We start from the raw sequence: 24,491 nt of genomic DNA, 5'->3' as shown, positions 1-24,491 counted from the left end.
CTCCTATTCGTTCGGTTTTGCTGTATGCGGCACCTGCTCGGCGATGTATTCGTCCAACAGCTGCTGCTCTTCGTTGCTCAAACCCCGCGCCCGGCGGCGTTCCAGCAGGTCCGGACGCTGTTGCCAGGTCCGTCCCAGCGCCTGCTTCAGGCGCCAACGGCGAATCAACTCGTGATTGCCGCTCAGCAGTACCGACGGTACTGCCTGCCCCTCGTACACCTCCGGGCGGGTGTAGTGCGGGCAATCCAGCAGGTCTTCGAATTCACCTGAAAACGAGTCCTGTCCGGCGGAATCCTGGTGACCCAGCACTCCGGGAATCAGTCTGCTGACCGCATCGATCAGCACCAGCGCCGGCAGTTCGCCGCCGCTGAGAACGTAATCGCCGATGGAGATCTGTTCATCCACCTCGGCGTCGAGCAAACGCTCATCTACGCCCTCGTAGCGCCCTGCCAGTAATACCAGGCCGGGCTGCTGCGCCAACGCCTCGGCTTTCGCCTGGGTCAGCGTCTGCCCCTGAGGGGACAGATAAATCACTTTGGCTGCCGGGTTGGCAGCGCGGGCGGCCTGCAGGGCTTGCGCCAGCGGGTCCACCTTCATCACCATGCCGGGGCCACCCCCAAAGGGGCGATCGTCCACGGTGCGGTGACGATCTTCAGTGAAATCCCGTGGATTCACGGTTTCCACCGCCAGCTGGCCGTTTTCCACTGCCCGCCGGGTCACGCCGAAGTCGGTAATCGCCTTTGCCATCTCCGGAAACAGGGTAACCAGAGTGACCTGATACGGCACCGTATCCGTCGTCATATTAAAAATCCGGGTCCCAATCCACCGTCATGCGGCCTTCGGCCAGATTCACATCGGTGATCACGTCATCCGGTTGCCAGGGAATCAGCCGCTCGCGACGATCCAGGCTTTTGCTGTCACCGCGCACCACGACCACATCGTTGGCACCGGTTTCCAGCATTCTGACTACCTTGCCGAAATCTGCGCCTTCACTATGGAAGACCCGCAGGCCGATAAGATCGCGCCAGTAATATTCGCCACCACCAGACTGTGGCAACAGGTCACGAGGTATCCCGATATCCTGCCCCACCAGCGCTGCCGCCATGTTCCGGTCGGTTACCCCTTCCAGTTGTGCGATCAGGCCTTTGCCCTGGGGACGAAAGCCGATGACCTTCACCGGCTTCCACTCTCCACCAGATCTGGAGCCACCTTGCTTAAGGTGCCAAGGCTGGTAGTGCTGGATGTTTTCGCGGGGGTCGGTATTGGAAAAAACCTTTACCCACCCCTGCACGCCGTGCACCCCGAGGATGCGACCGACAACCTCCAGCTCAGAGGACGTCTGCCCTCCAGTGATCATCAGGCTTCCTTACGGGCCTGCTTAACCAGGGTCTTGACGCGGTCAGACAGCTGAGCACCTTTACCCACCCAGGCATCCAGGCTTTCGAGGTTCAGCTTGAGAGGGATTTCACCGCCACGGGCGATGGGGTTGTAGAAACCCAGTTGCTCGATGAAACGACCATCACGGGCGTTACGGCTATCGGCAACAACAATGCTGTAGAACGGGCGCTTCTTGGAACCGCCGCGAGCGAGACGAATAACTACCATGGTTTATCTACCTTTTTTATCAATCCGGTTTCCCGGCCGCCTGCCGAGGAGGGCATAGCGAGCCATCGTATCCGCTTGAAAGCCAGGCCCTGCCTTGCATCAGAGCGCAAAACAAAGGACAGGCCGCGAAGGGCGCGGATTATACAGGGAGATGCAGCACGCAACAAGAGTTTCGCAGTTCCCCAACGGCTCAAGTGCCGCGCCAACAAACGCCCTGCCCCAAACGCCGCGCGGGCAGAGAGGCGGAATTCCCACCTGCCCTGCCCGCGCGTTGCAGCTTGAGGCTTGAAACGTGCCGCTCCTTACATCGGCGGCATTCCACCGCCCATGCCGCCCGGAGGCATGCCGCCACCGGGCCCGCCCATGCCACCGGAACCACCCGGGCCGCCATTGCCACCCATCATGCCTTCCAGGCCACGCATCATGTTCTTCATGCCGCCTTTGGTGCGCATCTTCTTCATCATCTTGGCCATCATCTTTTGCTGCTTCATCAGGCGGTTCAGGTCCTGGATCTCAAGACCGGCACCCGCCGCGATGCGCTTCTTGCGTGAGCCCTTGATGATGTCCGGGTTGCGACGTTCTTTTACCGTCATGGAGTCGATCAACGCCTCCATGTGTTTCATCTGCTTCATGGCCGCCGGGTCCTGGGCCGCCTGCATCATGCCGCCCATGCCAGGCAGCTTGTCGAGCAGGCCCGCCATACCGCCCATGTTGCGCATCTGCTGGAACTGGTCCTTGAGATCCTCGAAGTCCATCGCCTTGCCTTTCTTGAACTTCTTGGCGATCTTCTCGGCTTTCTTCTTGTCCAGCTTGCGCTCGGCTTCTTCCACCAGGGAGAGCACGTCGCCCATGCCGAGGATCCGGCTGGCGATACGATCCGGGTGGAACGGCTCCAGGGCGTCGGTCTTTTCACCCATGCCGATAAACTTGATGGGTTTGCCGGTGAGCTGGCGAACGGACAGAGCCGCACCACCACGGGAATCACCGTCAGCCTTGGTCAGGATCACACCGGTCAGCGGCAGCGCCTCATTAAAGGCCTGGGCGGTATTCGCTGCATCCTGACCGGTCATGGCGTCGACCACGAAAAGGGTTTCCACCGGACTGATCGCCCCGTGCAACCGCTTGATCTCGGACATCATCTCGTCGTCCACATGGAGACGACCGGCAGTATCGACGATCAGCACATCCATATAACGACGGCGAGCCTCTTCCAACGCACCGTTGGCAATATCCACCGGATCCTGATCGCCGGTAGACGGGAAGAAGTGGGTCTCAACCTCTCCGGCCAGCGTCTTCAGCTGCTCGATAGCCGCCGGGCGGTACACGTCGGCCGACACCACCATGACCTTCTTCTTCTCACGCTCCTGCAGGAAGCGGGCAAGCTTGGCCACCGAGGTGGTTTTACCTGCCCCCTGCAAACCGGCCATCAGGATGATCGCGGGCGGCTTGGCGGCCAGATCCAGGCCGTCGTTGGCGTCGCCCATGGTGTGAACCAGCTCGTCATTGACGATCTTCACGAATGCCTGGCCAGGATTCAGGCTTTGCAGCACTTCCTGCCCCAGGGCTTTTTCCTTTACCTGTTCGACAAACTCTTTCACCACTGGCAAGGCCACATCGGCCTCCAGCAGCGCCTTGCGCACTTCGCGCAGGGTGTCGCGGATATTGTCTTCGGTCAGGGAGCCCTGACCTGCCAGGTTTTTAAGCGACGATCCCAACCGGTCGGTGAGATTCTCGAACATGGTGCTACCTCCAGATCCTTATGTCTGCGCGCAATTGGGCCTGCGGCAGGGACAAGGGCGCGATTATAGCCCTCATTTACCGCCAACGTCATGGGGCCCAACCACAAACCCACCGGTAAAATGAGAATGATTGTTGATAGAAGAGTTGCGCCTATGCCAGACTTCAGCGGGCTTGCCCGGCACTTCTCGCCCGGGCCTTTGTAGGGATTACAGCACGTTATGGATTTTTCGGTGATCAGCGGCCTGCTGGCCTTTGTTCTCTACGTCGTCGCTTGTCTGATCGTGATCCGGCAGCTGCGCGGCGAGAAAGCGCCGTCACGCCGATCCATCCTGATTCCCGGCCTGCTCGCCGTCATCGCCCATGCCATCAGCCTGTGGGAGGTGATCATTACGCCCCAGGGGCTACAGCTAGGGTTATTTCCTGTCGCTTCCACCGTCGCCATGACCGGCACTGCCCTGGTGCTGATTTCCAGCCTGTACCGCCCGTTTGAGTGGATCTCGGCCATGGTGTACCCCTTTGCCGCCCTTTCCATTCCCGCCATGCTATGGGTCAATACCGGCTACGTGGCCCAACCCCTGGCGCACGGCTTGGGCCAGCATGTGTTCTTCTCCATCGTGGCATACGCTGTTCTCAGTGTTGCCGCAGGGCAAGCGGTACTTCTCAGCATTCAGGACCGCCAGCTTCGCAGTGGCCATATCCGCGGTGTGATGCGGTTATTCCCCCCGATGCAGGTGATGGAATCCATGCTGTTCGAGGTCATCTGGCTGGGCCAGATACTGCTGACCCTCGCTATCGTCACTGGCTTCTTTTACGTAGACAATTTGTTCGCCCAACACCTGGTCCACAAGACGGTCCTGACCCTGATTGCCTGGGTAGTCTTCGCCATCCTGCTCGGGGGGCGCTACCTGCGCGGCTGGCGAGGCCGCACCGCCACACGCTTCACCCTCAGCGGCTTTGCCGTACTGCTGGTAGCCTTCTTCGGTAGTCAGCTGGTGCTCGAGTTCATTCTGAAGCGCTGATTGAATTGAACGTCCAAAGTTGAAACACGGATCACCCACTACTTGCGTTTGAAACCTTGAGCCCGCGCCTAAAGCCCGAACGCGGCCTCAAGGCATAAGGAAAAAGACAACCCCGGATCGCGAACTGTTCACTGTTAACTGTTCACTGCCTCCTTGACACCTCTCGGTCCTACCCCAAACAATATCCCCCCAACTGGCGGATAAACGACATTTCCCTTGGATACCTTCTCTGACGGGTGGCTCATTGGCGCCCTGATTTTCCTTGTGCTTGGCTCAGCCTTTTTCTCCAGCAGTGAAACCGGCATGGTGGCCATCAACCGTTATCGCCTGCGGCATCTGGCACGTCAGGGCCACAAGGCCGCCTCCCGGGTCGAAAAGCTGCTTAAACGCACCGACCGTCTGCTGTCTGTGATCCTGATCGGCAACAATTTCGTCAACAACTTCGCCGCCACCGTGGCCGCCATCCTGGCCATTCGCTGGCTGGGCGATAGCGGGGCCGCTGTGGCTCCGGTGGTCATCACCATCATCATGTTGGTATTTGCGGAGATCACCCCCAAGACCTTTGCCGCCATGCGCCCGGAGCGGGTCGCCTTTCCCGCCAGTCTCGCGTTAAAACCTTTACAGACCCTGCTGGCCCCGCTGGTGTGGATGGTCAACGGCGTCAGCAACCTGCTGCTTCGCCTCGCCGGGATTCGGGCCAACGAACATGACGACGATCATCTCAGCCCGGAAGAGCTGCGCACCGTGGTGAACGAAGCCGGCGGCCTGATCCCGGAAAACCACCAGAAGATGTTGCTGAACATTCTCGATCTGGAAACCGTCACCGTGGAAGACATCATGGTGCCGCGCAACGAGATGGTCGGTATTGATCTGGAGGATGACATGCATGACATTCTCACCACCCTGCGCGCCAGCCAGCACACCCGCCTCCCTGTGTACAACGGCGACCCTAATAACATGGTTGGCCTGCTCCACCTGCGCAAGCTCAGCCGCCTGCTCCTCAAGGAAGACATCAACAAGGCTGAGTTGATGCAGTACACCGTCGAACCCTACTACGTGCCAGAAGCGACCTCATTGCACCAACAGCTGATCAACTTCCAGAATGCCAAGCGACGCATCGGGGTAGTGGTCGATGAGTACGGTGATGTGCAGGGACTAGTCACACTGGAAGATATCCTGGAAGAAATTGTCGGTGAATTTACCACCGATCTGGCCGCCACCAGCCAGGATATTCACCCCCAGGAAGATGGCAGCTTCGTGATTGACGGCTCCACCACATTGCGTGACATCAACCGCGCCTTGCAGTGGGAGCTGCCAACCGATGGCCCCAAGACCCTCAACGGACTGATCCTCGAATACCTCCAGGACATCCCGGACGCCAATATTTCGGTAAAAATCGACCAGTACCAGATCGAGATTCTTCAGGTTAAAGACAACATGGTGAAAACCACCCGGATGCGCCTGGCGGTCTGAGCACCGCCTTCCGGTCACTGCTGCGATTGCAGATTCCCCCTGTTTTTCCTGTGTGATCGACTCGCTTCGATTCGCTATACGACTTTCACCAAACAGTCATCTTTCTTCCACATACTCCTTTCTTCCTAATCAACACCGTATCCATTTGGGGGAGTTATGGTGGACGCAGTCTCATCGCCGCGCGCCCAGTTAGTCGAACTGCTCTGGCAACTGAAACAAAACTTTGATCAAGAAGGTGATAGCAGCCTTCGTTTCGTGCACTTCAATACCCTTTTGAATGATCCCACTTACCGGGCGGAGATCATCAAGCGTGCAATCCATCACGACAACCGCAAGATTCGTGCGCTGGGCCAGAAACTGCAGGAGGCCAATCGTGACGGCGTACTACTGCACAAACGCCCAGCCGCCAGCACCCCGCTGACCAACCCGGATATTGCTGAAACCCTCGGAACACAGCCTTCCCGTGACACCAGCCAGGGCAAGAGCCATCGCGGCACTTACGCCTGGCTGGGGCTGGCTGCAGTCATGCTCGGCATCATCACCTACTTTGCCTACAAACCAATCCACCAGTTGATCGCCGGCACCCAGGTGATCAAGGGATCCCTGTTCGGCCACCAGACCTGGGCCGCCAATACCACCTGGATTCTGGACGGCATTGTCTACGTTGAAGCAGGCGGCACCCTGACCATTGAGCCCGGCACCCGCATCGAAGGTCGCCCAGGCTCTGCCCTGGTGATTACCCGCGATGCCACCCTGTTTGCCCGCGGACAGGAAAGCGCCCCCATCATTTTCACCAGCAACCAGGCTGAGGGCACACGAACTGCAGGCGACTGGGGTGGCGTCGTAATGCTGGGCAGCGCCCCCGTCAATGTCGAGGGAGCACAGATCGAAGGCATCCCTGCCGGCGATACCCGCGGCGAGTTTGGTGGCCGTGATGTGGAATCCTCCTGCGGCGTGATGGAGTACTCCCGTATCGAGTTTGCCGGATTTGAGGTATATGCCAACAACGAACTCAACGGCCTGACCCTGGGCGGCTGCGGCAGCAATACCATTATTCGCCATGTACAGGTTCATCGAGCCCTGGATGATGGTATCGAGGTCTTTGGTGGTACCGTCAACCTCAAACATATTGTCATTACCGGTGCCGGAGACGATTCACTGGACTGGGACATGGGCTGGCGGGGCAACGTGCAATTTCTGGTCGCACAGCAACATGCCAATGTGGGCGACAATGCTTTCGAAGGCGACAACCTGAAGGCAAACCCGAATGCATCGCCTCTGTCAGAACCCACCATGTACAACGTGACGCTGATCAGCCCCCGGAGCCATGAAAAATACCACCGCGCCATGACCCTGAAAGTCGGCACCGGCGGCCATTTTCATAACATCATCATCGATGGATTTTCCGGCGAAACCATCGACCTGAAAGGTGCCGAAACCGTTCGCCGCATCAGCAACGGAGAACTTACCTTCAACAGCATGATGGTGCACAAGGTAGGAAACCGGGGCCTGACCTTCTTCGATGCTGAAGCGATGGACAGTGACGACGACGATGGTTTTGATGAGCGACGCTACTTCCAGAGCAGTGCGGTCGCGGCACAGTTCGGTACAGACCCTCTGCTGACACGGGATGCCACCAGCGCCTCACACCCGGACTTCGCTCCCACCGCCCGCTCCCCCGCCCGCAATGGAGCCAGCCCGATCCCGCAAGGGGAGTTCTGGGATGAAGCCGCTAACTATCTCGGTGCCGTGCGCCCCGGAAATGTTCAGAACTGGACGGATGGCTGGACGTCTTATCCTTTGAACTAACAGAACGACGAACCCGGAAACGAAAAACCACGCCCTTTGGCGTGGTTTTTCGTATAGGGCATGCAACTACCCTCGCATGACGCCTGCCGTCATTAGAGGCTTACACCCGGACCTGGGTTTGTACCTTCTTGGCTACCCGTCCCATCATTTCGATCACTTTTTCCCGCTCTCTCTTCTTGATGGCCTCGCTGTCCACATGCAGGCTAAACCCTTCCGCCTCGTAATTGACCGACACCGGCTCAGTTTTTTTCAGATCAGTGGCGGAACGGGCCAACGTTCTGAGAATAGTGTTCTTGTCAAAGTTGCGAATACGCTCCACATCCAGGTGAATACCAAAGCCACTGGTTTGCGCAGACACGTAGCGATTCTTCGCGCCGGCATCCTTCTGTGCGCCCAGCGCTTCGAATACCGGAATCGGACGATTAAAACCCTTGACCTGAATATCGCCCATGTTGCGACAACGAATGCGGTCTTTCACCAACGCCTGTGTCGCTTCGGAAATCAGTACCCCCCCGGGACGACAGGCCGACTCCAGACGGCTGGCCAGATTCACATCCGTGCCCAGAATGGTGTAATCCATGCGCGAATCCGTCCCAAAGTTGCCCACCGTGACATAGCCGGTATTAATGCCAATCCGGATTTCCAGCTTGTGATCAATGCCTTCGCGCTTCCAACGCTGGCGCAGCAGCTTCATTTGTTCCTGCATCTCGATGGCCATCAACACACACCGATAGGCATCCTCTCTGGCTCCCGCACTCTTGGGGTCACCAAAGAACACCATCACCGCATCACCGATAAACTTGTCGATCGTCCCGCCATGCCGGAGCGCAATTCGGGTCATCTCACTAAGATAGGAGTTCAGCATGCTGGTCAGGGTCGCCAGCGGCAGTTCCTCTGAAATAGCACTGAAGCCCTTGATATCGGAAAAGAACACCGTCAGCCGTTTGCGGCGGGTTTCCAACTTGGCGTCACGCTTACCGGAAAAAATCGAGCCCCAGATCTGTGGCGGCAAATACTTGGCCAGCTTGCGGGACATTTCTACAGCCTGCTGTTGCTGCCGGGTGACCAGCTCCTGAGCTTGCTTCAGGTATTTAGCCTGTAAATGCGCAAAGGTCGAGGACGCTCCCACATAGATACCCAGGCCGAGCAGCGAAATCACCGTCAGCAATACCGGGGCCTGATCCGGCGGCAAATAGGCAAAACCCAGCAGATACCCCATCAACAGGGCCCCAATACTGGTCATGAGCAGGTTGAGCAGCCAGGGTTTGAGGCCTCCACTGCTTACCGCATTGGCATGGACGATGATCAACAACACCAGTGATGGCACCAGCGCAAAATGCAGAAGCGCACACGCGACCCCAATAATCATGGCATCGGACTGCATTAGTGCCTGATGCACCGGCTTCTGGGGTTTGTCTTTTTTCATGGCCAGGAACAGGATGCCCTGGGCCACCAGCGGATAGGCCAGTAATCCCGCCACCCCCAAGAGGTGCAACTGTGGGTACAGCTCAAGCTTCAGACCCGCCACCAGCATCATTGCCGCCACCAGAAAGGCAAGCAGACGGATATAGTTGGCCTGGCGGCGTGCCCGCTCCATGGGCCCGATCAACGGACGGCGAGCTTTCTTTTTCGAGGTGGAAGACATTGTGAATCGTTTCACATGATTTTCGGGAAGCTTAGCGCTTTCCCTTCTAAGAAAAAAGGCTGGGGCGACTAACGCGATTATTTCTCCCTTTTAAGGTCGTGGCTGGGACTCATTCGCAATTCGGGATACCATGGCGCCCTTGTTAATGGAGCACTGAATGGACACCCTCACCGCCCTCACCACCCGCGTATCCTGTCCCCGCCTGGCCGAACCCGGCCCCAGCGACGAACAGCTGGACCTGTTGCTGCGCGCAGCGATCCGCGCTCCGGATCACGGGCTGCTGCGACCCTGGCGCTTTATCGTACTGGAAGGCGAACAGCGCGAGCGGCTTGGCGACATCATGGAGGCGCAGCTTCTCGAAGAGCAGCCCCAGGCCGACAGCCGCACCCGGGAAATTGCCCGCAACAAGGCATTACGCGCTCCGACCATCATCGTCGTCGTAGCGGATATCACCGAAAATCATAAAATCCCCGCCTGGGAGCAGATGCTCGCTGTGGGAGCTGCTGTTCAAAACATGATGCTGGCGGCCTATGAAATCGGCATCGGCGCCATGTGGCGCACTGGTGCCATGGCTAATTCCGACCTGGCCAAATCCATGCTTGGGTTTGCGGCCAAGGACCAGGTGATCGCCTATCTGTATCTCGGTACCCCGGCCATTGGTCTGAAGAGCCTTCCCGACGACGCCCCCGCAGACTACATCCGTCAGCTGCCATGATCGATCTGGACGCGCTGGCGGATCAGGTTCGTGACGCAATCCCGTTGACCCGGCATCTCTATTTCCGGTTCGAACAGTTTGACGGCGATCAGCTGCGGGTCAGCGCCCCACTGGCCCCGAACCATAATGACAAGGGCACCTTCTTCGCTGGCAGCCAGGCCGCCTTGCTGGCCCTGTCCGGCTGGGGGCTGACCACCTTGCTCGCTCAACAGGCCGGGCACCCTGCTGATGTGGTGGCAGTGGAGACTCAGCTCAAATATACCCTGCCGCTACATAGCGACATGCAGATCACCGTGACCACCGAGCAGCGTCCCCGGTTTGAGGAGCGCCTGACCCTGCGCGGCAAGGCCAGCCTGGCCATTCGCGCTATCGGCAAAGATCAGCAAGGCCAAACCGTCTGTGAATTTACCGGGATTTATCTGGCGCGAACCTGAAATCGCTCAAAGCCTGACCAACCGGCCCCGCAGTACTTGCCAGCACCCCCACCCTCCGGTACTCTACGCGCCCTCAAGAGTGAGCAAGGTAATGGCCATACGCCTGCTCCACTGCCGCAAGGCAGTGCCAAACTGTTTCAAGGTGAGGTGTCCGAGTGGCCGAAGGAGCACGCCTGGAAAGTGTGTATACGGAAACGTATCGAGGGTTCGAATCCCTCCCTCACCGCCAAATCAAAAAAGCCCCGCAATGCGGGGCTTTTTTGTGGTTGATTACTGCGTTTTGCAAGCCTAAAGCCGTGACGACAGCTTGCCAATAACGCTCTGATTCAGCGGCTCTTCCAGATCCGGGCAACGGCCTTGTCTTCGCCCAACAGGCCCACCACGACACACACCAACGCCGACACCCCGAAAAACACCGCCGGGATCAGCCCGCCATAGAGCCCGGAGTGAAGACTCATCGCCAACGTTGCGGCGGACAGGATCAGGAACAGGCTTCCCACCCCAAGAAGAATCTTGCGGTAAGACGCCCGGTAGTTGTACTCATCCGTACCGGATTCGAAGGGCCGCAGGATCGGCCAGAAGACTTTTCTCAAAAAGGTTTTCACTGTGGGCTCCACAACAGGCACAACAATCCAGACCATTTAAGCAAAAAAGGCGCCAACGGCGCCTTTGGTAAGCTTACCGTCATTCGCCGGCAGGCTAACCCATGGCATCCTCTTCGGCTTTCAGCTTGCGGTACTCGATCGGGGTCATCCCAACCCAGCGCTTGAAGGCACGATAAAAGGTCGACGGTTCGGAAAAGCCGGTCAGATAAACGATTTCGTCAATGGATTCGTCCGTGCCGGCCAACAAGCGTTTGGCCAGCCGACAACGGTAATCGGCCACCAGCTGGTTGAAATTGGTACCTGCATCGGCAAGCCGGGTGCGCAACTGCCGCGCCTTGATACCCAAACGTTCGGCCACTTCTTCCAGGTTGGCGTGCCCGGATTCCAGCAGCTCCCCGATCAGGCGATTCACCTGCGCCACCAGATCCTGCTTTTCCAGCCGTGCCACCTGCTCGCTGGCCAGCTGCTCATGCAGGTGCAGCAATTCCGGCTCGTGGTGGGCAGAAGACAGGCTCATGACCGACGCATCGAAATACATGCCCACACTGGGCATGTCGAATTTCACCGGGCATTCAAACTGGCGTTCATATTCCTTCTGATCCGCATGGGGAGAATGACCAAAATGGATCTCCAGCGGCTCGAAAGCGCCATCAGTGACAAACCGGAAGAATTTGATGATGCCCATCATCATGCATTCGTTCAGATGACTCAGGCGTTTGCTCCAGATCATCTGCTTGAGGAAGACACGCTCTCCCTCCTCAAACAATTCGCCCTGCGCGGCATCAGACAACAGTCGCTGGTAATCCAGCGCCCGCTTCAGACCCTCACCAAAGGTAGGGCTCGACAGAAACAGGTACTCCAGCACCTGCCCCTTGTAGACAGGAATATGCTGGCCCAGGTGCAAACCGATGTGTTCATCGCCAGACACTTTCTCAAGAGCCTGCCAGAACCATTCCTGGGCATCGTGGGGGGTACGCAGGTCAGGAACCTGCAAGATGGATTTGTCGAGACCGACCTCTGCCAACACGGCATCAGCATCAATACCGGCATTTACCATGGCCTTGTAGGCCATGCGCAACAGCACACCGGAATCTGTCATTTCTGCCATGCGTTTGCCTTGTCCCCAAAATGAAAAAAGCTACTCTCAGATCGACTGAGAGTAGCATAAGGATGGCAGGGCCGGAACCAGCTAACCGGCCTCTACCGGGTGCTCTTTGCTGCGACTAGCGGGTCACGCGGCCTGACGGGAAGTTGAGCCGGATTCAGACTTCAGAGGGATGACTTTTGCCATTAAACCCTTGCCCTTTCCACCGCGCTTGCCCGGCAGGGACATCTTGAAAATCCGCTTCCACACACTGACCGATTGCTTCATGAACGAGCCGGTGTTGTAGGGCAGGCCGTACTTCTCGCAGATCGCCTTTACCTCAGGAGAAATTCTTGCATAGCGATGCGCAGGAATGTCCGGGAACAGGTGGTGTTCGATCTGGAAGCTCAGGTTACCGCTCATGATGTGCATGAGACGGCCACCCTCAAAGTTGGCCGAGCCCAGCATCTGGCGCACATACCAGTGACCACGGCTTTCGTCTTCCAGTACCGACTCCGGGAACTGCTCGACCTCCTCCGGGAAGTGACCATTGAAGATCACCTGGGAAGACCACAGGTTACGCGCCAGGTTCGCCGTCACGTTTCCGGCAAACACGAACGGGAAGAACGGGCCGGCCAGCGCCGGGAACAGCAGATAGTCCTTGAACAACTGCTTGCGCATCTTCTTCCAGGTCGGCTTGAACTCTGCCTTCAACTCTTCCTTCGTCTTGGTCTTGTAGATCAGGTAGTCCTCGAGCTTGAGGCTCTGTACCGCCACAAAGTGCTGGAAGAAGGTGGACAGAATCACCGCCAGGATCGGGTTCAGGACAAAGCGCGGCTCCCACTCCTGATCGTCTGACATACGCAGAATGCCGTAACCAATGTCGTGATCCTTGTCGAGCACGTTGGTGAAGGTATGGTGCTCAAAGTTGTGGGTGTGCTTCCACGCGGTATTGGTACAGGTGTTGTCCCAGTCAAAGTTCCGCGAGTTGATATTCTTGTCACCCATCCAGTCGTATTGGCCATGCATGACGTTGTGGCCAATTTCCATGTTATCCAGGATCTTGGAAGCCGACAGACAGGCTACCCCGGCAAGCCATGCCGGCGGCAGGAAACCCGCCATCAGCAGGCCGCGGCCGGCCACTTCCAGCTGACGCTGGCGCTTGATCAGGGTACGGATGTATTTCTCGTCCTTCTCGCCCAGGTCCGCGATTTCACGGTTACGGATGGCATCCAGTTCCTGGCCGATGGCGTCAAATTGTTCCGGGGTCAGAGTGTGGTAAATGCTCATGATGCTGACTCCTTTCCTTTAAATGTCCAGGGTCACCGTGCCCACTGGCACGCTGACGCAAAGTTGAATGTCTTCTTCATCGCCGCTGCTGATCTCACCGGTGCGCAGATCGCGTACCTTGCCAGCGGTTTTCTTGCAGGTGCAGCTGTAACAGATCCCCATCCGGCAGCCGGATTCCGGGGTCAGGCCTGCCGCCTCGGCCTGCTCAAGCAGGTTGCTGCCGTTATTGGCGACCAGGGTTTCACTGCGGGCAAAACGCACTTCGCCCCCCGCTTCATCACTGGTGTCCAGCTGTGGCGTTGCCAGGGTGAACTGCTCCTTGTGCAACCGGTCGCTCAGGCCTTCCTCTTCCCAGACCTTTTCCACTGCCGCCATCATCGGCGGCGGACCACACAAAAAAGTGGTTGCCTGTGCAAAATCCGGAACAGAGCTGCACAAGTGTTCACTACAGAACAACCCCGACAACTCGCCACCCGATTCGCCCTCGCCAAAAGCACGCAGCAGGGTCACGTTGTTGTGACGGGTGGCAATATCCGCCAGCTCGTCTGCATAGATCATGTCTTCGGCACGATTGGCGTAGTGCAAAAACGTGATCTCGCCGTCATAGCCCTCATCACACAAGGTGCGCAACATGGACATCACCGGCGTAATACCACTGCCGCCACTGATCAGCAGCACCCGCTCGGGGCGCTGCTCCGGCAGGGCAAACTCACCCCCAGCCGGGCTCAGGGTGACGACCTCGCCTTCCTGCAGCTGCTCGCGCAGGTAACGTGAAACGAAGCCGTTGGCATGGGCCTTGGCGGTCAGCTCAATGCGGCCATCGGTGCGATGCAGGGAGTTGGCCGGAGAGTAACAACGGGTGTGGCGCTTGCCGTCAATGCTGACCGTCAGCTGCACGAACTGGCCCGGAATAAAGCCCTGCCAGTTGGTATTGGGCTGCAAGGTCACGGTCACGCTGTCGGCCGTCAGGTGTTCAATCTTCTCCACCCGTGCACGGACTTCCGTGGTGGACCAAAGTGGGTTGAGCACTTCCAGGTAGCGATCAACGCCGTGGGGGTAGCTGAGCACCCCGGCAACACGGGACTGCAACAGGCGCTGAAGGCCTTGCTGAAAACGTCGCGGAGTCTGTGTAGTTGCGTTCATGGGAAAAACCCTTAAAGTGAACAGATGTACGCATTATTCTCAGCACAGCGATTAAAGTCAACACTTGTTCACTAAAAAAATAAAGGCTTTCATTTTCATGTGCTTACAAAGCTTTTTGTGGAATTAGTTGCATCACCGTCCCACAACGAGGAGAATTTACAGCGTATTTTTGGAGGCCAATCCGATGTCCAAGGAAAGCAGCAGCAGATCCCGCAAGCCTAAACGGGGCCAGACCCGTGAGGCCTTGATGGAGGCTGCCCTGGATCTGGTGGTCAAAAAGGCGCCCTTTTCCAGCCTGAGCCTGCGTGAAGTGACCAAACGCGCCGGCGTGGTCCCCACCGCCTTCTATCGCCATTTCACCGACATGAGCGCCCTGGGGCTGACCCTGCTGGACGAGTCCTTCCGCACTCTGCGGCAGATGATGCGTCAGGTCCGACAGGAAAATCAGCCCAACGAAAACATGCTGCGCGGCTCCATGGAGACCTACTTCAATTATGTGCGCGAGAACCGCGCCCATTTTCTGTTCGTCGCCAAGGAGCTGTTTGGTGGCACCCCCACCATGCGCAATGCTATCCGCCGTGAAATCCGCATGTTCACCAACGAGTTGGCCATGGACATGGCTCGCTTTCCCTTCCTTAACCACCTCAGCGCTGAAGACCTGCAAATGATGGCCGGCCTGGTAGTGAACAACGTCACTGCACTGACTCAGGAAATGCTGGAACTGGAAGAAAGCGATACCTTCGGCCAGCAGGAAGTGCTTGGCACCGCCGAAAAACAATTGCGGTTGATCTTCCTTGGCGTGGGCCAGTGGAAATCCTGACCCCTGCCCGATGACTGCTTGAGTCGCCAGCGCCGTCGTCTGCGCGGCCAATAGCGGCTTGCCCTTGCTGCTCTATACTTTCCCGGAGAATCAGCCAGCTACCAAAGCCACGGCTTACAACAGGTAAAGGGAAAGGATCGAGTAATGAGCGAGGTAAAATTCCGCGAACTGCGTAATTCACCCCCCATGGTGGTTAACTTTGCCAAGGCAGTGCTGCGTGCCACCGTCAAGCCAGGCAAGAACCCGGCCCTGCCGGAAATCGGCCTGCGACTCAACGATGTGGCGCTGGACGAAAAACACCTGGCGGCTTACCGCAAGGTGTGTGGCTTCGCAGCAGACGGCAAGCTTCCCGTTACCTACCCCCATATGCATGCCTTCCCGCTGCACATGGCCCTGATTCTCAGTGATGGGTTCCCGTTCCCGGCCATGGGGCTGGTGCATGTCCGCAACAGCATTACCCAGTACCGCCCGATCAGTGAGAAAGAGCAACTCAATGTGAAGTGCTATCTGGGCAACCTGAACAAGGTCGACAAGGGTTACGAGTTCTCTATCTTCACCAGCATCAGCACCGGTGGTGAGCGTGTTTGGGAAAGCGAATCCGTGAATTTCTTCCGCACCGGCGGCGGCGGTGGCAGCAAGAAGAAAGAGGCCCCCAAGCCCGCGCCCGCCACGGACACCGTGGAGTGGAAAGTCCCCGGTGATACCGGTCGCCGTTATGGCGCGGTATCCGGTGACCGCAACCCGATTCACCTGTACCCGCTGTCGGCCAAGCTGTTCGGTTTCAAGCGTCAAATTGCCCACGGCATGTGGTCCAAGGCCCGCTGCCTGGCCGAACTGCAAAACCAGCTCCCCGAGACCGCTTTTACGGTCGATGTGCAGTTCAAGCTGCCCATGTTTATTCCTGCCAGCGTCAAGTTTGAGAACAAGCCGGCCAAGGGCGGAAGCGATTTCCGCCTGTTGGCCAAAGACGGCATCAAGCCCCATCTGGCCGGCCAGATCCGTCCGGCAGAGTAAAGCGCCAGACGCCAGAACGCGGGCAGGGCTGCGGGGATTCCCCGATACCCTGCCCGCGTTTTTTTATGCCTGAGGGTTAGTGGAGAGGTGCGTGAAGCGGTTCAGGGGAGCCGTTGGATGTGCTTCCGGGATCTCTTCCTCGCTTGGGCTCGGCTCACCATGCAGCATGGTTACTCGCTTCGCTCGTCCCTTCGGGGCCGCACTGCCCGCGTTACGCCACTGCGCCAGGTTCCTGCCGGGTTCTCGGGTGATTTACTGGCGCCAAACCCAACGATCTGGAAAGCGTTTCCGTTCTTCCTAAAACCGGGATCTAGCTTGGGTTTTCCCGTCCAGTCGTGCGTAGTTCGTAGCTTGTAGCTTGTCGCGTGCTGCTGCCGTAAACTTCCTGCCCATGCGCGATGACAGCCACGATTATCTATCCCTGTTTCTCAACGACATTCCTCTACTGGATGTGCGAGCCCCTGTGGAATTCTCCAAGGGCGCCTTCCCTGCCGCGACCAATCTTGCGCTGATCAACAATGATGAACGGCATCAGATCGGTATTTGCTACAAGCAGCATGGGCAGCAGGCAGCCATTGATCTGGGCAACCAACTGGTCAGCGGTGAAGAGCGGGACAAGCGCATGCAAGCGTGGCAGCAATGGTGGCGCGACAACCCCCACGGCTATCTTTATTGCTTCCGGGGCGGCCTGCGCAGCCAGACCACGCAGGCCTGGCTAAAAGAGGCCGGGGTCGATGCCCCACTGATTCGGGGTGGCTACAAGGCCATGCGGACCTTCCTGCTCAACCAGCTGGAAAACCGCATCGCTGCCCAACATTTCGAAATCCTGTGCGGCAGAACCGGCTGCGCCAAAACCCGTGTCATCGAAGCCCAGCCCAACGCCATTGATCTGGAAGGCATCGCACATCACCGCGGGTCCGCATTTGGGCGTCGCCCCGGCGGGCAGCCCAGCCAGATTGATTTTGAAAACACCCTCAGCATTGACCTGCTGAAAGCCCACGCTGCCAACCATCACACGGTGCTGCTGGAAGATGAAAGCAAGCTGATCGGACGCTGCCATTTACCCTTCAGTCTGCAGGACCGTATCAAGAGCCAGCCGCGCATCGTGATCAATGAGACGCTGGCGTCTCGCGTTCAGGTCACGCTGGAAGACTATGTGGTCGGCCCACTGCAGGAGTATCGCCAGCACTTTGGTGAACAACAGGCGCTGCAGCAACTGGGTGAGGAATTGCTCGCCGCCATGGACCGCATTCGCCGGCGCCTGGGCGGCCTGCGCCACCAGCAGTTGCGTCAGGTGCTGGAGGAAGCACTTGCGGTCCAGGCCATCAACGGCGATACCGAACTGCATCGCGAATGGATTCACACCCTGCTGGCAGATTACTACGACCCCATGTACGACTACATGCTTTCCCGACGACATGGCGAGATCGTGTTCGAGGGAAGCCGTGACGAGGTCATGGCGTTTCTCAATGAGCGCAATGCCAGTCAATCGCACTGACTCCCGGGCCTGTGGAGGAGCTATCCCGGTAGTGTTAACCGGCTCTGGCAACCCGGCGTCAGCATTCCTATAATTTCCCCGTCGTGTCTGGCCGGGCCCACGGCACCCGCACACCCTGTTCCGCCCGGTACGCCTCCCTATTGAACGGAGTCAACAATGCGCTTCAAACTGCTTGCCGCTCTGCTGATGGCCATGCTGCTGTCTGCCTGCAACAACGAGCCTCACCTGGGGACCTTCACTTTCACCGCCATCCCGGATCAGGATGAATCCCAACTGGAAAAACGTTTTGGCGTGGTTGCTCTCTATCTGGAAGAGCAACTGGGCGTACCCGTGAAATACGTACCGGTGAAATCCTACGCCTCAGCGGTCACCGCCTTCCGCAACGATCAAGTGCAAATGGCCTGGTTTGGCGGGCTGTCGGGGGTGCAGGCGCGCCGTCTGGTACCGGGCTCACAAGCCATTGCCCAGGGCCAGGAAGACACCGCTTTCAAAAGCTACTTTATTGCCAACACCAGTACCGGCTTGAGCCCGGTTGATACCCTTGGCGAAGACTTCGTTGCCCAACCCTCCTTCACCTTCGGCTCCAAAGGCAGCACCTCCGGCCGTCTGATGCCGGAATTCTATCTGCGTGAAACCTTTGGCCAGGCACCGGATGCCCTGTTCGACAAGGTCGGTTTCTCCGGCGACCACAGCCGCACCATTGCGCTCGTGCAAAGCGGCGCCTATGCCACCGGCGCGGTCAACTACAAGGTCTGGGAGCGCGAGCTGGCCGAAGGCAAGATCGATACCGGCAAAGTGCAGGTCATCTGGGAAACCCCGGTGTACCCCGATTACCACTGGACCGTACGCGGGGATCTGGACGAGAAATTTGGTGACGGTTTCAGCCAGAAAGTCACCGAAGTCCTGCTCGCCATCGACGATCCTGTATTGTTGAATGCCTTCCCGCGGGAGAAATTCATCCCCGCCAGCAATGACGATTACGCCCCTATCGAAGACACCGCAGCGGAAATTGGTCTGCTGGACACGCCCTAGGTGTTCAGCTTCGACAAGGCATCGCTTGGCCACCCCGGCCAGGCGGTGTTTGAGTCACTGAGCCTGAGTATCGGCGCCGGTGAAATAGTCGCCCTGCTCGGCCCATCCGGGGCGGGCAAGTCCACGCTGCTTGAGGCCCTGCGTCAGCAGCAGGAACACCAGGTGGCCTGGTGCCCCCAGGCCGGCTCGCTCGTACCCATGCTGAGTGTCTTCCACAATATCTACATGGGTGCCTTGGCACGCCACTCCACCCTCTACAACCTTCGCACGCTGCTGCTGCCCAGTGCAGCGGAAAAACACGCCGTAGGCGAATTGGCGCAGACGCTGGGGTTGGAAGACAAACTGTTCACCAGCGTCGACCGACTTTCTGGTGGGCAGGCACAACGCGTGGCTCTGGGCCGTGCGCTCTATACCCGGCGCCCAGTACTGCTTGCCGATGAGCCGGTCTCCAGCCTGGATGAACACCAGGGGCTAACGCTGCTCCGCCATACCCTGGCACAACACACCACCGCCGTGGTGGCCCTGCACGACCGTAGTCTGGCCCTGGCTTGCTGCCAGCGCATCATTGGTCTTCGCCACGGAGAGATCGCCCTGGATGCCCCCAGCGACAGCCTGTCGCTGGGGGATCTGGATGCACTCTACCAATGACCCCGACCCTGAATACCACCGCCAGCCAGTGGCGCCGCACCAGCGGCTGGCTGGCGGTGGCCGGGCTGCTCGCGTTTCTGCTCGCGGATCTGGAGATCACCCGCTCCTCCCCCGGCCATGAACTGCAACGGATGGCCAGCGGTTTTCTGTCACCGGATTTCTTGGCCACCGACGCTCTCTGGCGCGCCCTCGCCAATACCCTGTCCTTCGCCTGGCAAGGTACCGCCCTTGGCGCTCTGTTGGGTTTCCTCATGGCCATGCTCTGGCATCGCCAGGCGGTGCGCAGTGTGGCGGCCTGCCTGAGGGCCATTCATGAGCTGTTCTGGGGGCTGCTGTTGTTGCAGGTGACCGGGCTCAGCACCATCACCGGTGTGCTCGCCATCGCCATCCCCTATGCCGGCATTTTTGCCAAGGTATTCGGTGAATTTCTGGAGGAAGCTGATCCGGCACCCGGCCGTGCCCTGCCGCAACACACCTCGTCCCTCAGCCTGTTTTTCTATGCCCGTTTACCTTTGGTCTGGCGAGCGTTTCGCGCCTACGGCGGCTATCGCCTGGAGTGCGCCATTCGTGCCTCTGCCATCCTCGGTTTCATCGGGCTGCCCACCATTGGCTTTCACCTGGAAACCGCCTTTCGCGAAGGCACCTACGATCAGGGTGCCGCCCTGCTGTATCTGTTCTTTGCCCTCATTTTTACGTTGCGCTGGTGGTTACGACCCGCTCTGGTGCCTCTCTACCTGATCGCCGCCATCGCCTGGGCGCCACCGCTCTTCCATGGCCAGCTCGACACGCTGGTTCGCTTTGTCACCGAAGATCTGGTCCCGGCGCCCTTGCGCCATGGCGGGGGAACTAGCGAGCTGCTGTCATGGCTGATCAGCCTCTGGCACCAGCAACTCTGGCCCGGGCTGTGGCAAACCGTTGTGCTGGGCATGGCGGCCTTGCTGGTCACCGCACTCCTGTCACTGGTGCTGTTCCCGCTGATTTCGCCCTTGTTCGGTAACCGGGCAAGCCGCCATGCAGGCCATGGGTTGCTGGTGGTCTTACGCACCACGCCGGAGTTTTTTCTGGCTTTCTTCTTTCTGATCTTGCTCGGTCCGTCCATGCTGCCGGGCATCCTGGCGCTGGCGCTGCATACCGGTGCCATCGTCGCGCACCTGACCGGGCGCTTCAGCGAAACACTGGTGCTAAGGGCGGATGCCCCCAGCGGAGTCAGTCGGTATGCCTGGGAAGTCCTTCCCCGGGTCAGCCCCAACCTGCTGGCCTTTCTGTTATACCGTTGGGAAGTGATCATGCGGGAAACGGCAGTACTGGGGATCCTTGGCATCCACACCCTGGGTTTCTATATTGATTCCAGCGTGGCGGAATTTCGTTTTGACCGTACCGCTCTGTTGATACTGGCCACGGTCATCTTGAATCTCGGTGTCGATGCCCTGTCGCGCGGACTGCGTAAACGCCTGCGGCTCAAACCCGGGCTCGGCGTGTAAGTCGCCCATCGTGAACAACGGCTGCAAAGGGAAATATGAAGCTCTACCAGGTTGATGCCTTTACCTCGTCCCTGTTCCGGGGCAATCCTGCCGCAGTGGTGCCGTTGGAGCGCTGGCTGGACGACGCCCTGCTGCAGAACATCGCACTGGAAAACAACCTGTCGGAAACCGCGTTTCTGGTGCCGGATGACACCGGCTATGCACTACGCTGGTTTACCCCCCGGGTAGAAGTGGATTTGTGCGGTCATGCCACACTGGCCGCCGCATGGGTGGTCTTTAATGCATTGGGGTTTGCCGGGGAACGGGTGCGCTTCAACTCTGCCTCCGGGCCACTGTATGTCACCCGCAGCGGCCAACGGCTAACGCTGGACTTCCCTGCCCGGCCTGCAACCCCCATCACCGAAACAAGCACTCTCGAACACGCTCTGGGCGTACCGATTCGCGCCGCCGCGCAAGCCCGTGATCTGCTCATTGAAGTGGACAGTGCCGCTTGCGTTCGTGAATACCAGCCGGACTTTTCCGCCATCGCGGCACTGGATACCTTTGCCGTGATGCTGACCGCTCCCGGAGAGGATTGTGATTTCGTCAGCCGCTTTTTTGCTCCCGCAAAAGGAGTGCCCGAAGACCCGGTTACCGGCTCTGCCCACTGCACCCTGGTGCCCTGGTGGGCAGACAAACTCGGCAAAAAACGACTGCATGCCCGGCAGCTGTCCGCTCGTGGCGGCGAACTGTTCTGCGAGATGACCGGCGACAGGGTATCGCTGAGTGGTGAAGCGCGCTGTTACCTGAAAGGCGACATTCTGCTGTGAATATTCCTCCCGCCCACACCGATTTGCTGCTCATCGGCGGTGGCCATAGCCACTGTCTGGCCCTGCGCATGCTGGCCATGCAGCCGATACCCGGCGTGCGTATCACGCTGGTGTCATCCGACCCGACCAGTGCCTATTCCGGCATGCTGCCCGGACTGATTGCCGGGCACTATGCCCCCGCCGAGACCCAGGTCGATCTGTACCGGTTGTGTCTGGCCACCGGCGTCCGCTTTGTCCACGCCAGCGTCACCTCGCTGGCAGCCGATCAGCACACCGTGCAGCTCAGTGACGGCAGCACCCTGGGTTATGACTGGCTAAGCCTGGACGTGGGCGCCACACCGGACCTGTCTCCGGTCGGCGACAGCCACCCCCAGGTGCTCGCCGTCAAACCCGTCGCCACCTTCTGGCAGCGTTGGCAGCAATGGCGCAACCACGCTGAGAAACACCATCTGGCCGTGGTCGGCGGCGGTGCCGGTGGCACAGAAATGGTGCTGGCCATGGCGGAGTATTGCCGCCAGCAACAACGCCCCGTGACCTTCAGCCTGCTCACCGGCGGCACGCTGCTGCCGGGCTATGGTGCCGCAGTGCAAGCACGCATGCGACGGCACTTGCAGCGTTATAATATCCGGCTACAGGAGCACACCCGGGTGACCCGGGCCGAGAACGCAGAAACACTGCTGGCCAACGACCAGCCGCTGGCCGCAGACGGCATCGTGTGGTGCACCGGGGTGAGCGGCATCCCGGTGCTGGCGAACAGTTCGCTTGCCTGTGACGCTCAGGGCTTTGTAAAAGTCGACGCGCAGTTGCGCAGCCTGAGCCACCCGCGCGTGTTTGCCACTGGCGATTGTGCAGCGTTCCCTTCCCCCCTGCCCAAGGCCGGGGTCTACGCGGTACGCCAGGCCGCGGTGCTCGCCCATAATTTACGCGCAGCCATAACCGAAGCCCCGCTGAAACCCTATCGGCCCCAACGCCATTTTCTGTCGTTACTGTCGACCGGAGACAAGCAAGCGGTAGCGTCCCGAGCCGGACTGCCCGCCCTGTCGGGGAAATTCGTCTGGCGCTGGAAAGATCGCATTGATCGCCGCTTCATGGACAAGTTCGGTATCGACTTGCCCACCATGCCCGCCACCCAGAGCGCCCCCTCTTCGCAAGCAATGCCACTGCACTGCGCGGGCTGTGGAGCCAAGGTGGGCAGCCAGGCGTTAAGCGACGCACTCGCCGACCTGCAACCCCATCTCAATGCCGGCATCGACGCCGGGGTAGATACCGCCGACGATGCCGCCGTGATCGACTGGCCCGCCGGCCAGCGACTGGTGCAAAGCCTGGACCACTTCCCCGCCTTTGTGGATGAACCGTATCGGTTTGGCCGGATTGCCGCACTACACAGCCTCAGTGATCTCTATGCCATGAACGCCCGGCCCCATTCCGCCCTGGCGAATATCACCGTGAACTGGCATCACCCCAAACTGCAGGGCCGAGACTTGCAACGGTTAATGGCGGGGGCCGTACGAGAGCTGAACCGTGCCGGTTGCACCCTGGTCGGCGGACACACCACAGAAGGGCCACAAATGGCCGCGGGGTTTACCGTCAATGGCAGCGCACCGGCCGATGTCCTGTGGCACAAACGCGGCGCCCAGCCCGACGATGTGATCATTCTGACCAAACCGCTGGGCAGTGGCGTCCAACTGGCTGCCATGATGCACGGCAACGCCCTGCGCAGCCCCTGGCTCGCGGCCACCCTCGACAGCCTGTTGCTCAGCAATGGTTCCGCTTGTGACGCCATGGGGTCACTGCCGGTCCATGCCTGCACGGATATCACCGGTTTTGGCTTGCTGGGCCATCTGCATGAAATCTGCCAGCAAAGCGATGTCAGCATGACGCTGGATACCGACAAGATCCCGTTGTTGCCCGGCACCCTGACACTGATTCAGGAAGGCATCGCCAGTACGCTGAGCGACACCAACCGGCAGATACTGATGCATTGCCAGGCGCACGAGCGCGTCAGCGAGGCCCTGAAAACAGCCTTGTGCGATCCGCAAACCAGTGGAGGTCTGGTGTTCTGTTTACCTGCCGCTATGTCAGAGCATGCCCAGCAACAACTGGCGCAAAACGGTGTAAAAAGCGCAGTAATCGGTAAAGTCCTTGTAAAAAACCGGCATGGGGATGCAGATATTTTTCTTCAATAGCGTCACAGTAATTCCAACTTGAGCTGAGAAGGAGAACCCCACCATGTCCAAGCGACTGACAGGACTCGTTGCGTCATCCATTTTCCTGTTCATGCAACTGATGGTCGTCCCGGCCGCCCATGCGGCTATGGTCGGTAACGATACCGTCATCCAGCAACAGGATCGCGCCACCATGAAAGCGCAAGTCATGCAGTTGATGGATCATCAGGCCGCCGCGCAGGCACTGGAAAAAAATGGTGTCACCAAGGAACAGGTCAGCGAGCGTCTGGATCGTCTTTCTCATCAGGAGCTGCAGCAACTGGCACAGAAATCTGAAGAGCTGCCCGCAGGCCAGGGCGTGCTGGGCATCGTGCTTGCCATCATCCTGATTCTGGTGATTCTGGATCTGCTGGGTGCCACCGATGTCTTCCCGGTGATTGATCCCGTCAGCTGATCGATGAC

Annotated in this window: 23 protein-coding genes and 1 tRNA gene; 15 read left to right on the top strand and 9 right to left on the bottom strand. The window is 58.9% G+C overall.

The window, feature by feature from the left end; genetic code table 11:
- Positions 1-3: 3 nt before the first annotated feature.
- From trmD to ffh, 4 genes are all read right to left on the bottom strand, one after another.
- Positions 4-801: a tRNA (guanosine(37)-N1)-methyltransferase TrmD gene (trmD, locus tag Q672_RS27150; RefSeq protein ID WP_022985639.1), complete on the bottom strand. Its 798-nt coding sequence runs from the start codon at positions 799-801 to the stop codon at positions 4-6.
- A 1-nt stretch (position 802) separates the two neighbouring features.
- Entirely contained in the window at positions 803-1,357 is a 555-nt protein-coding gene (gene rimM, locus Q672_RS27145) for a ribosome maturation factor RimM (RefSeq protein ID WP_022985638.1), read from the bottom strand.
- Positions 1,357-1,605 (bottom strand): 30S ribosomal protein S16, encoded by a 249-nt coding sequence (gene rpsP, locus Q672_RS27140; RefSeq protein WP_022985637.1) that lies wholly within the window; start codon positions 1,603-1,605, stop codon positions 1,357-1,359. The genes rimM and rpsP overlap by 1 nt, the downstream gene beginning before the upstream one ends.
- Before the next feature lie 302 nt (positions 1,606-1,907).
- Complete coding sequence (gene ffh, locus Q672_RS27135; RefSeq protein WP_022985636.1) at positions 1,908-3,344, bottom strand: signal recognition particle protein; 1,437 nt, start codon at positions 3,342-3,344, stop codon at positions 1,908-1,910.
- A gap of 219 nt (positions 3,345-3,563) precedes the next feature.
- On the opposite strand from ffh, the gene Q672_RS27130 reads away from it, so the two are divergent.
- The 3 genes from Q672_RS27130 (at position 3,564) to Q672_RS27120 (ending at position 7,646) form a co-directional block, all read left to right on the top strand.
- Positions 3,564-4,364, top strand: a complete 801-nt coding sequence (locus Q672_RS27130) for a cytochrome C assembly family protein (RefSeq protein ID WP_022985635.1) — start codon at positions 3,564-3,566, stop codon at positions 4,362-4,364.
- 216 nt (positions 4,365-4,580) lie between these two features.
- On the top strand, positions 4,581-5,837 hold the full coding sequence (locus tag Q672_RS27125; protein WP_022985634.1) for an HlyC/CorC family transporter: 1,257 nt from the start codon (positions 4,581-4,583) through the stop codon (positions 5,835-5,837).
- A gap of 156 nt (positions 5,838-5,993) precedes the next feature.
- Positions 5,994-7,646, top strand: coding sequence for a hypothetical protein (locus Q672_RS27120; protein ID WP_022985633.1), 1,653 nt, complete (start codon positions 5,994-5,996; stop codon positions 7,644-7,646).
- 100 nt (positions 7,647-7,746) lie between these two features.
- On the opposite strand, the gene Q672_RS27115 is transcribed toward Q672_RS27120, so the two are convergent.
- On the bottom strand, positions 7,747-9,291 hold the full coding sequence (locus tag Q672_RS27115; RefSeq protein ID WP_031226571.1) for an adenylate/guanylate cyclase domain-containing protein: 1,545 nt from the start codon (positions 9,289-9,291) through the stop codon (positions 7,747-7,749).
- A 157-nt stretch (positions 9,292-9,448) separates the two neighbouring features.
- On the opposite strand from Q672_RS27115, the gene Q672_RS27110 reads away from it, so the two are divergent.
- The 3 genes from Q672_RS27110 to Q672_RS27100 all read left to right on the top strand — a co-directional run bounded on the left by Q672_RS27110 (position 9,449) and on the right by Q672_RS27100 (position 10,669).
- Complete coding sequence (locus tag Q672_RS27110; protein WP_022985631.1) at positions 9,449-10,006, top strand: nitroreductase family protein; 558 nt, start codon at positions 9,449-9,451, stop codon at positions 10,004-10,006.
- Positions 10,003-10,440 carry a YiiD C-terminal domain-containing protein gene (locus tag Q672_RS27105; RefSeq protein ID WP_022985630.1) on the top strand — a complete coding sequence of 146 codons (438 nt, stop codon included), beginning with the start codon at positions 10,003-10,005 and terminating at the stop codon, positions 10,438-10,440. Before Q672_RS27110 ends, Q672_RS27105 begins: the two co-directional genes overlap by 4 nt.
- A gap of 141 nt (positions 10,441-10,581) precedes the next feature.
- A tRNA-Ser gene (locus tag Q672_RS27100) sits at positions 10,582-10,669 on the top strand.
- Positions 10,670-10,766: 97 nt separating this feature from the next.
- Here the strand turns inward: Q672_RS27100 and Q672_RS27095 are convergent.
- The 4 genes from Q672_RS27095 to Q672_RS27080 form a co-directional block, all read right to left on the bottom strand.
- Positions 10,767-11,045, bottom strand: a complete 279-nt coding sequence (locus Q672_RS27095) for a hypothetical protein (RefSeq protein WP_031226569.1) — start codon at positions 11,043-11,045, stop codon at positions 10,767-10,769.
- A gap of 94 nt (positions 11,046-11,139) precedes the next feature.
- Positions 11,140-12,153: an AraC family transcriptional regulator gene (locus Q672_RS27090; RefSeq protein WP_022985628.1), complete on the bottom strand. Its 1,014-nt coding sequence runs from the start codon at positions 12,151-12,153 to the stop codon at positions 11,140-11,142.
- A gap of 123 nt (positions 12,154-12,276) precedes the next feature.
- Entirely contained in the window at positions 12,277-13,419 is a 1,143-nt protein-coding gene (locus Q672_RS27085) for a fatty acid desaturase family protein (protein ID WP_022985627.1), read from the bottom strand.
- 18 nt (positions 13,420-13,437) lie between these two features.
- Positions 13,438-14,562, bottom strand: coding sequence for a ferredoxin reductase (locus tag Q672_RS27080; RefSeq protein ID WP_022985626.1), 1,125 nt, complete (start codon positions 14,560-14,562; stop codon positions 13,438-13,440).
- 184 nt (positions 14,563-14,746) lie between these two features.
- Between Q672_RS27080 and Q672_RS27075 the strand changes: the two genes are divergently transcribed.
- From Q672_RS27075 to Q672_RS27035, 9 genes are all read left to right on the top strand, one after another.
- Positions 14,747-15,382 (top strand): TetR family transcriptional regulator, encoded by a 636-nt coding sequence (locus Q672_RS27075; protein ID WP_022985625.1) that lies wholly within the window; start codon positions 14,747-14,749, stop codon positions 15,380-15,382.
- Positions 15,383-15,526: 144 nt separating this feature from the next.
- Entirely contained in the window at positions 15,527-16,396 is an 870-nt protein-coding gene (locus tag Q672_RS27070; protein ID WP_022985624.1) for a MaoC family dehydratase, read from the top strand.
- Between the two features lie 358 nt (positions 16,397-16,754).
- Positions 16,755-17,894, top strand: a complete 1,140-nt coding sequence (gene mnmH, locus Q672_RS27065) for a tRNA 2-selenouridine(34) synthase MnmH (RefSeq protein WP_326929259.1) — start codon at positions 16,755-16,757, stop codon at positions 17,892-17,894.
- A 156-nt stretch (positions 17,895-18,050) separates the two neighbouring features.
- A complete protein-coding gene (locus tag Q672_RS27060) occupies positions 18,051-18,926 on the top strand; it encodes a putative selenate ABC transporter substrate-binding protein (RefSeq protein ID WP_022985622.1) in 876 nt (291 codons plus the stop codon).
- Positions 18,927-19,574: an ATP-binding cassette domain-containing protein gene (locus tag Q672_RS27055; RefSeq protein ID WP_022985621.1), complete on the top strand. Its 648-nt coding sequence runs from the start codon at positions 18,927-18,929 to the stop codon at positions 19,572-19,574.
- Complete coding sequence (locus Q672_RS27050; RefSeq protein ID WP_022985620.1) at positions 19,571-21,055, top strand: PhnE/PtxC family ABC transporter permease; 1,485 nt, start codon at positions 19,571-19,573, stop codon at positions 21,053-21,055. The genes Q672_RS27055 and Q672_RS27050 overlap by 4 nt, the downstream gene beginning before the upstream one ends.
- 35 nt (positions 21,056-21,090) lie before the next feature.
- Positions 21,091-21,864: a PhzF family phenazine biosynthesis protein gene (locus tag Q672_RS27045; RefSeq protein WP_022985619.1), complete on the top strand. Its 774-nt coding sequence runs from the start codon at positions 21,091-21,093 to the stop codon at positions 21,862-21,864.
- Positions 21,861-24,050, top strand: a complete 2,190-nt coding sequence (selD, locus tag Q672_RS27040) for a selenide, water dikinase SelD (RefSeq protein WP_022985618.1) — start codon at positions 21,861-21,863, stop codon at positions 24,048-24,050. Before Q672_RS27045 ends, selD begins: the two co-directional genes overlap by 4 nt.
- A 43-nt stretch (positions 24,051-24,093) precedes the next feature.
- Positions 24,094-24,483: a PA2779 family protein gene (locus Q672_RS27035; protein WP_022985617.1), complete on the top strand. Its 390-nt coding sequence runs from the start codon at positions 24,094-24,096 to the stop codon at positions 24,481-24,483.
- Positions 24,484-24,491 lie beyond the last annotated feature (8 nt).

The sequence above is a fragment of the Alcanivorax sp. P2S70 genome (assembly GCF_000475295.1).
Lineage (GTDB): Bacteria > Pseudomonadota > Gammaproteobacteria > Pseudomonadales > Alcanivoracaceae > Alcanivorax > Alcanivorax profundi.
The sequence above is the reverse complement of the archived record's forward strand: the minus strand, read 5'-3'. Positions and strand labels throughout refer to the sequence as shown.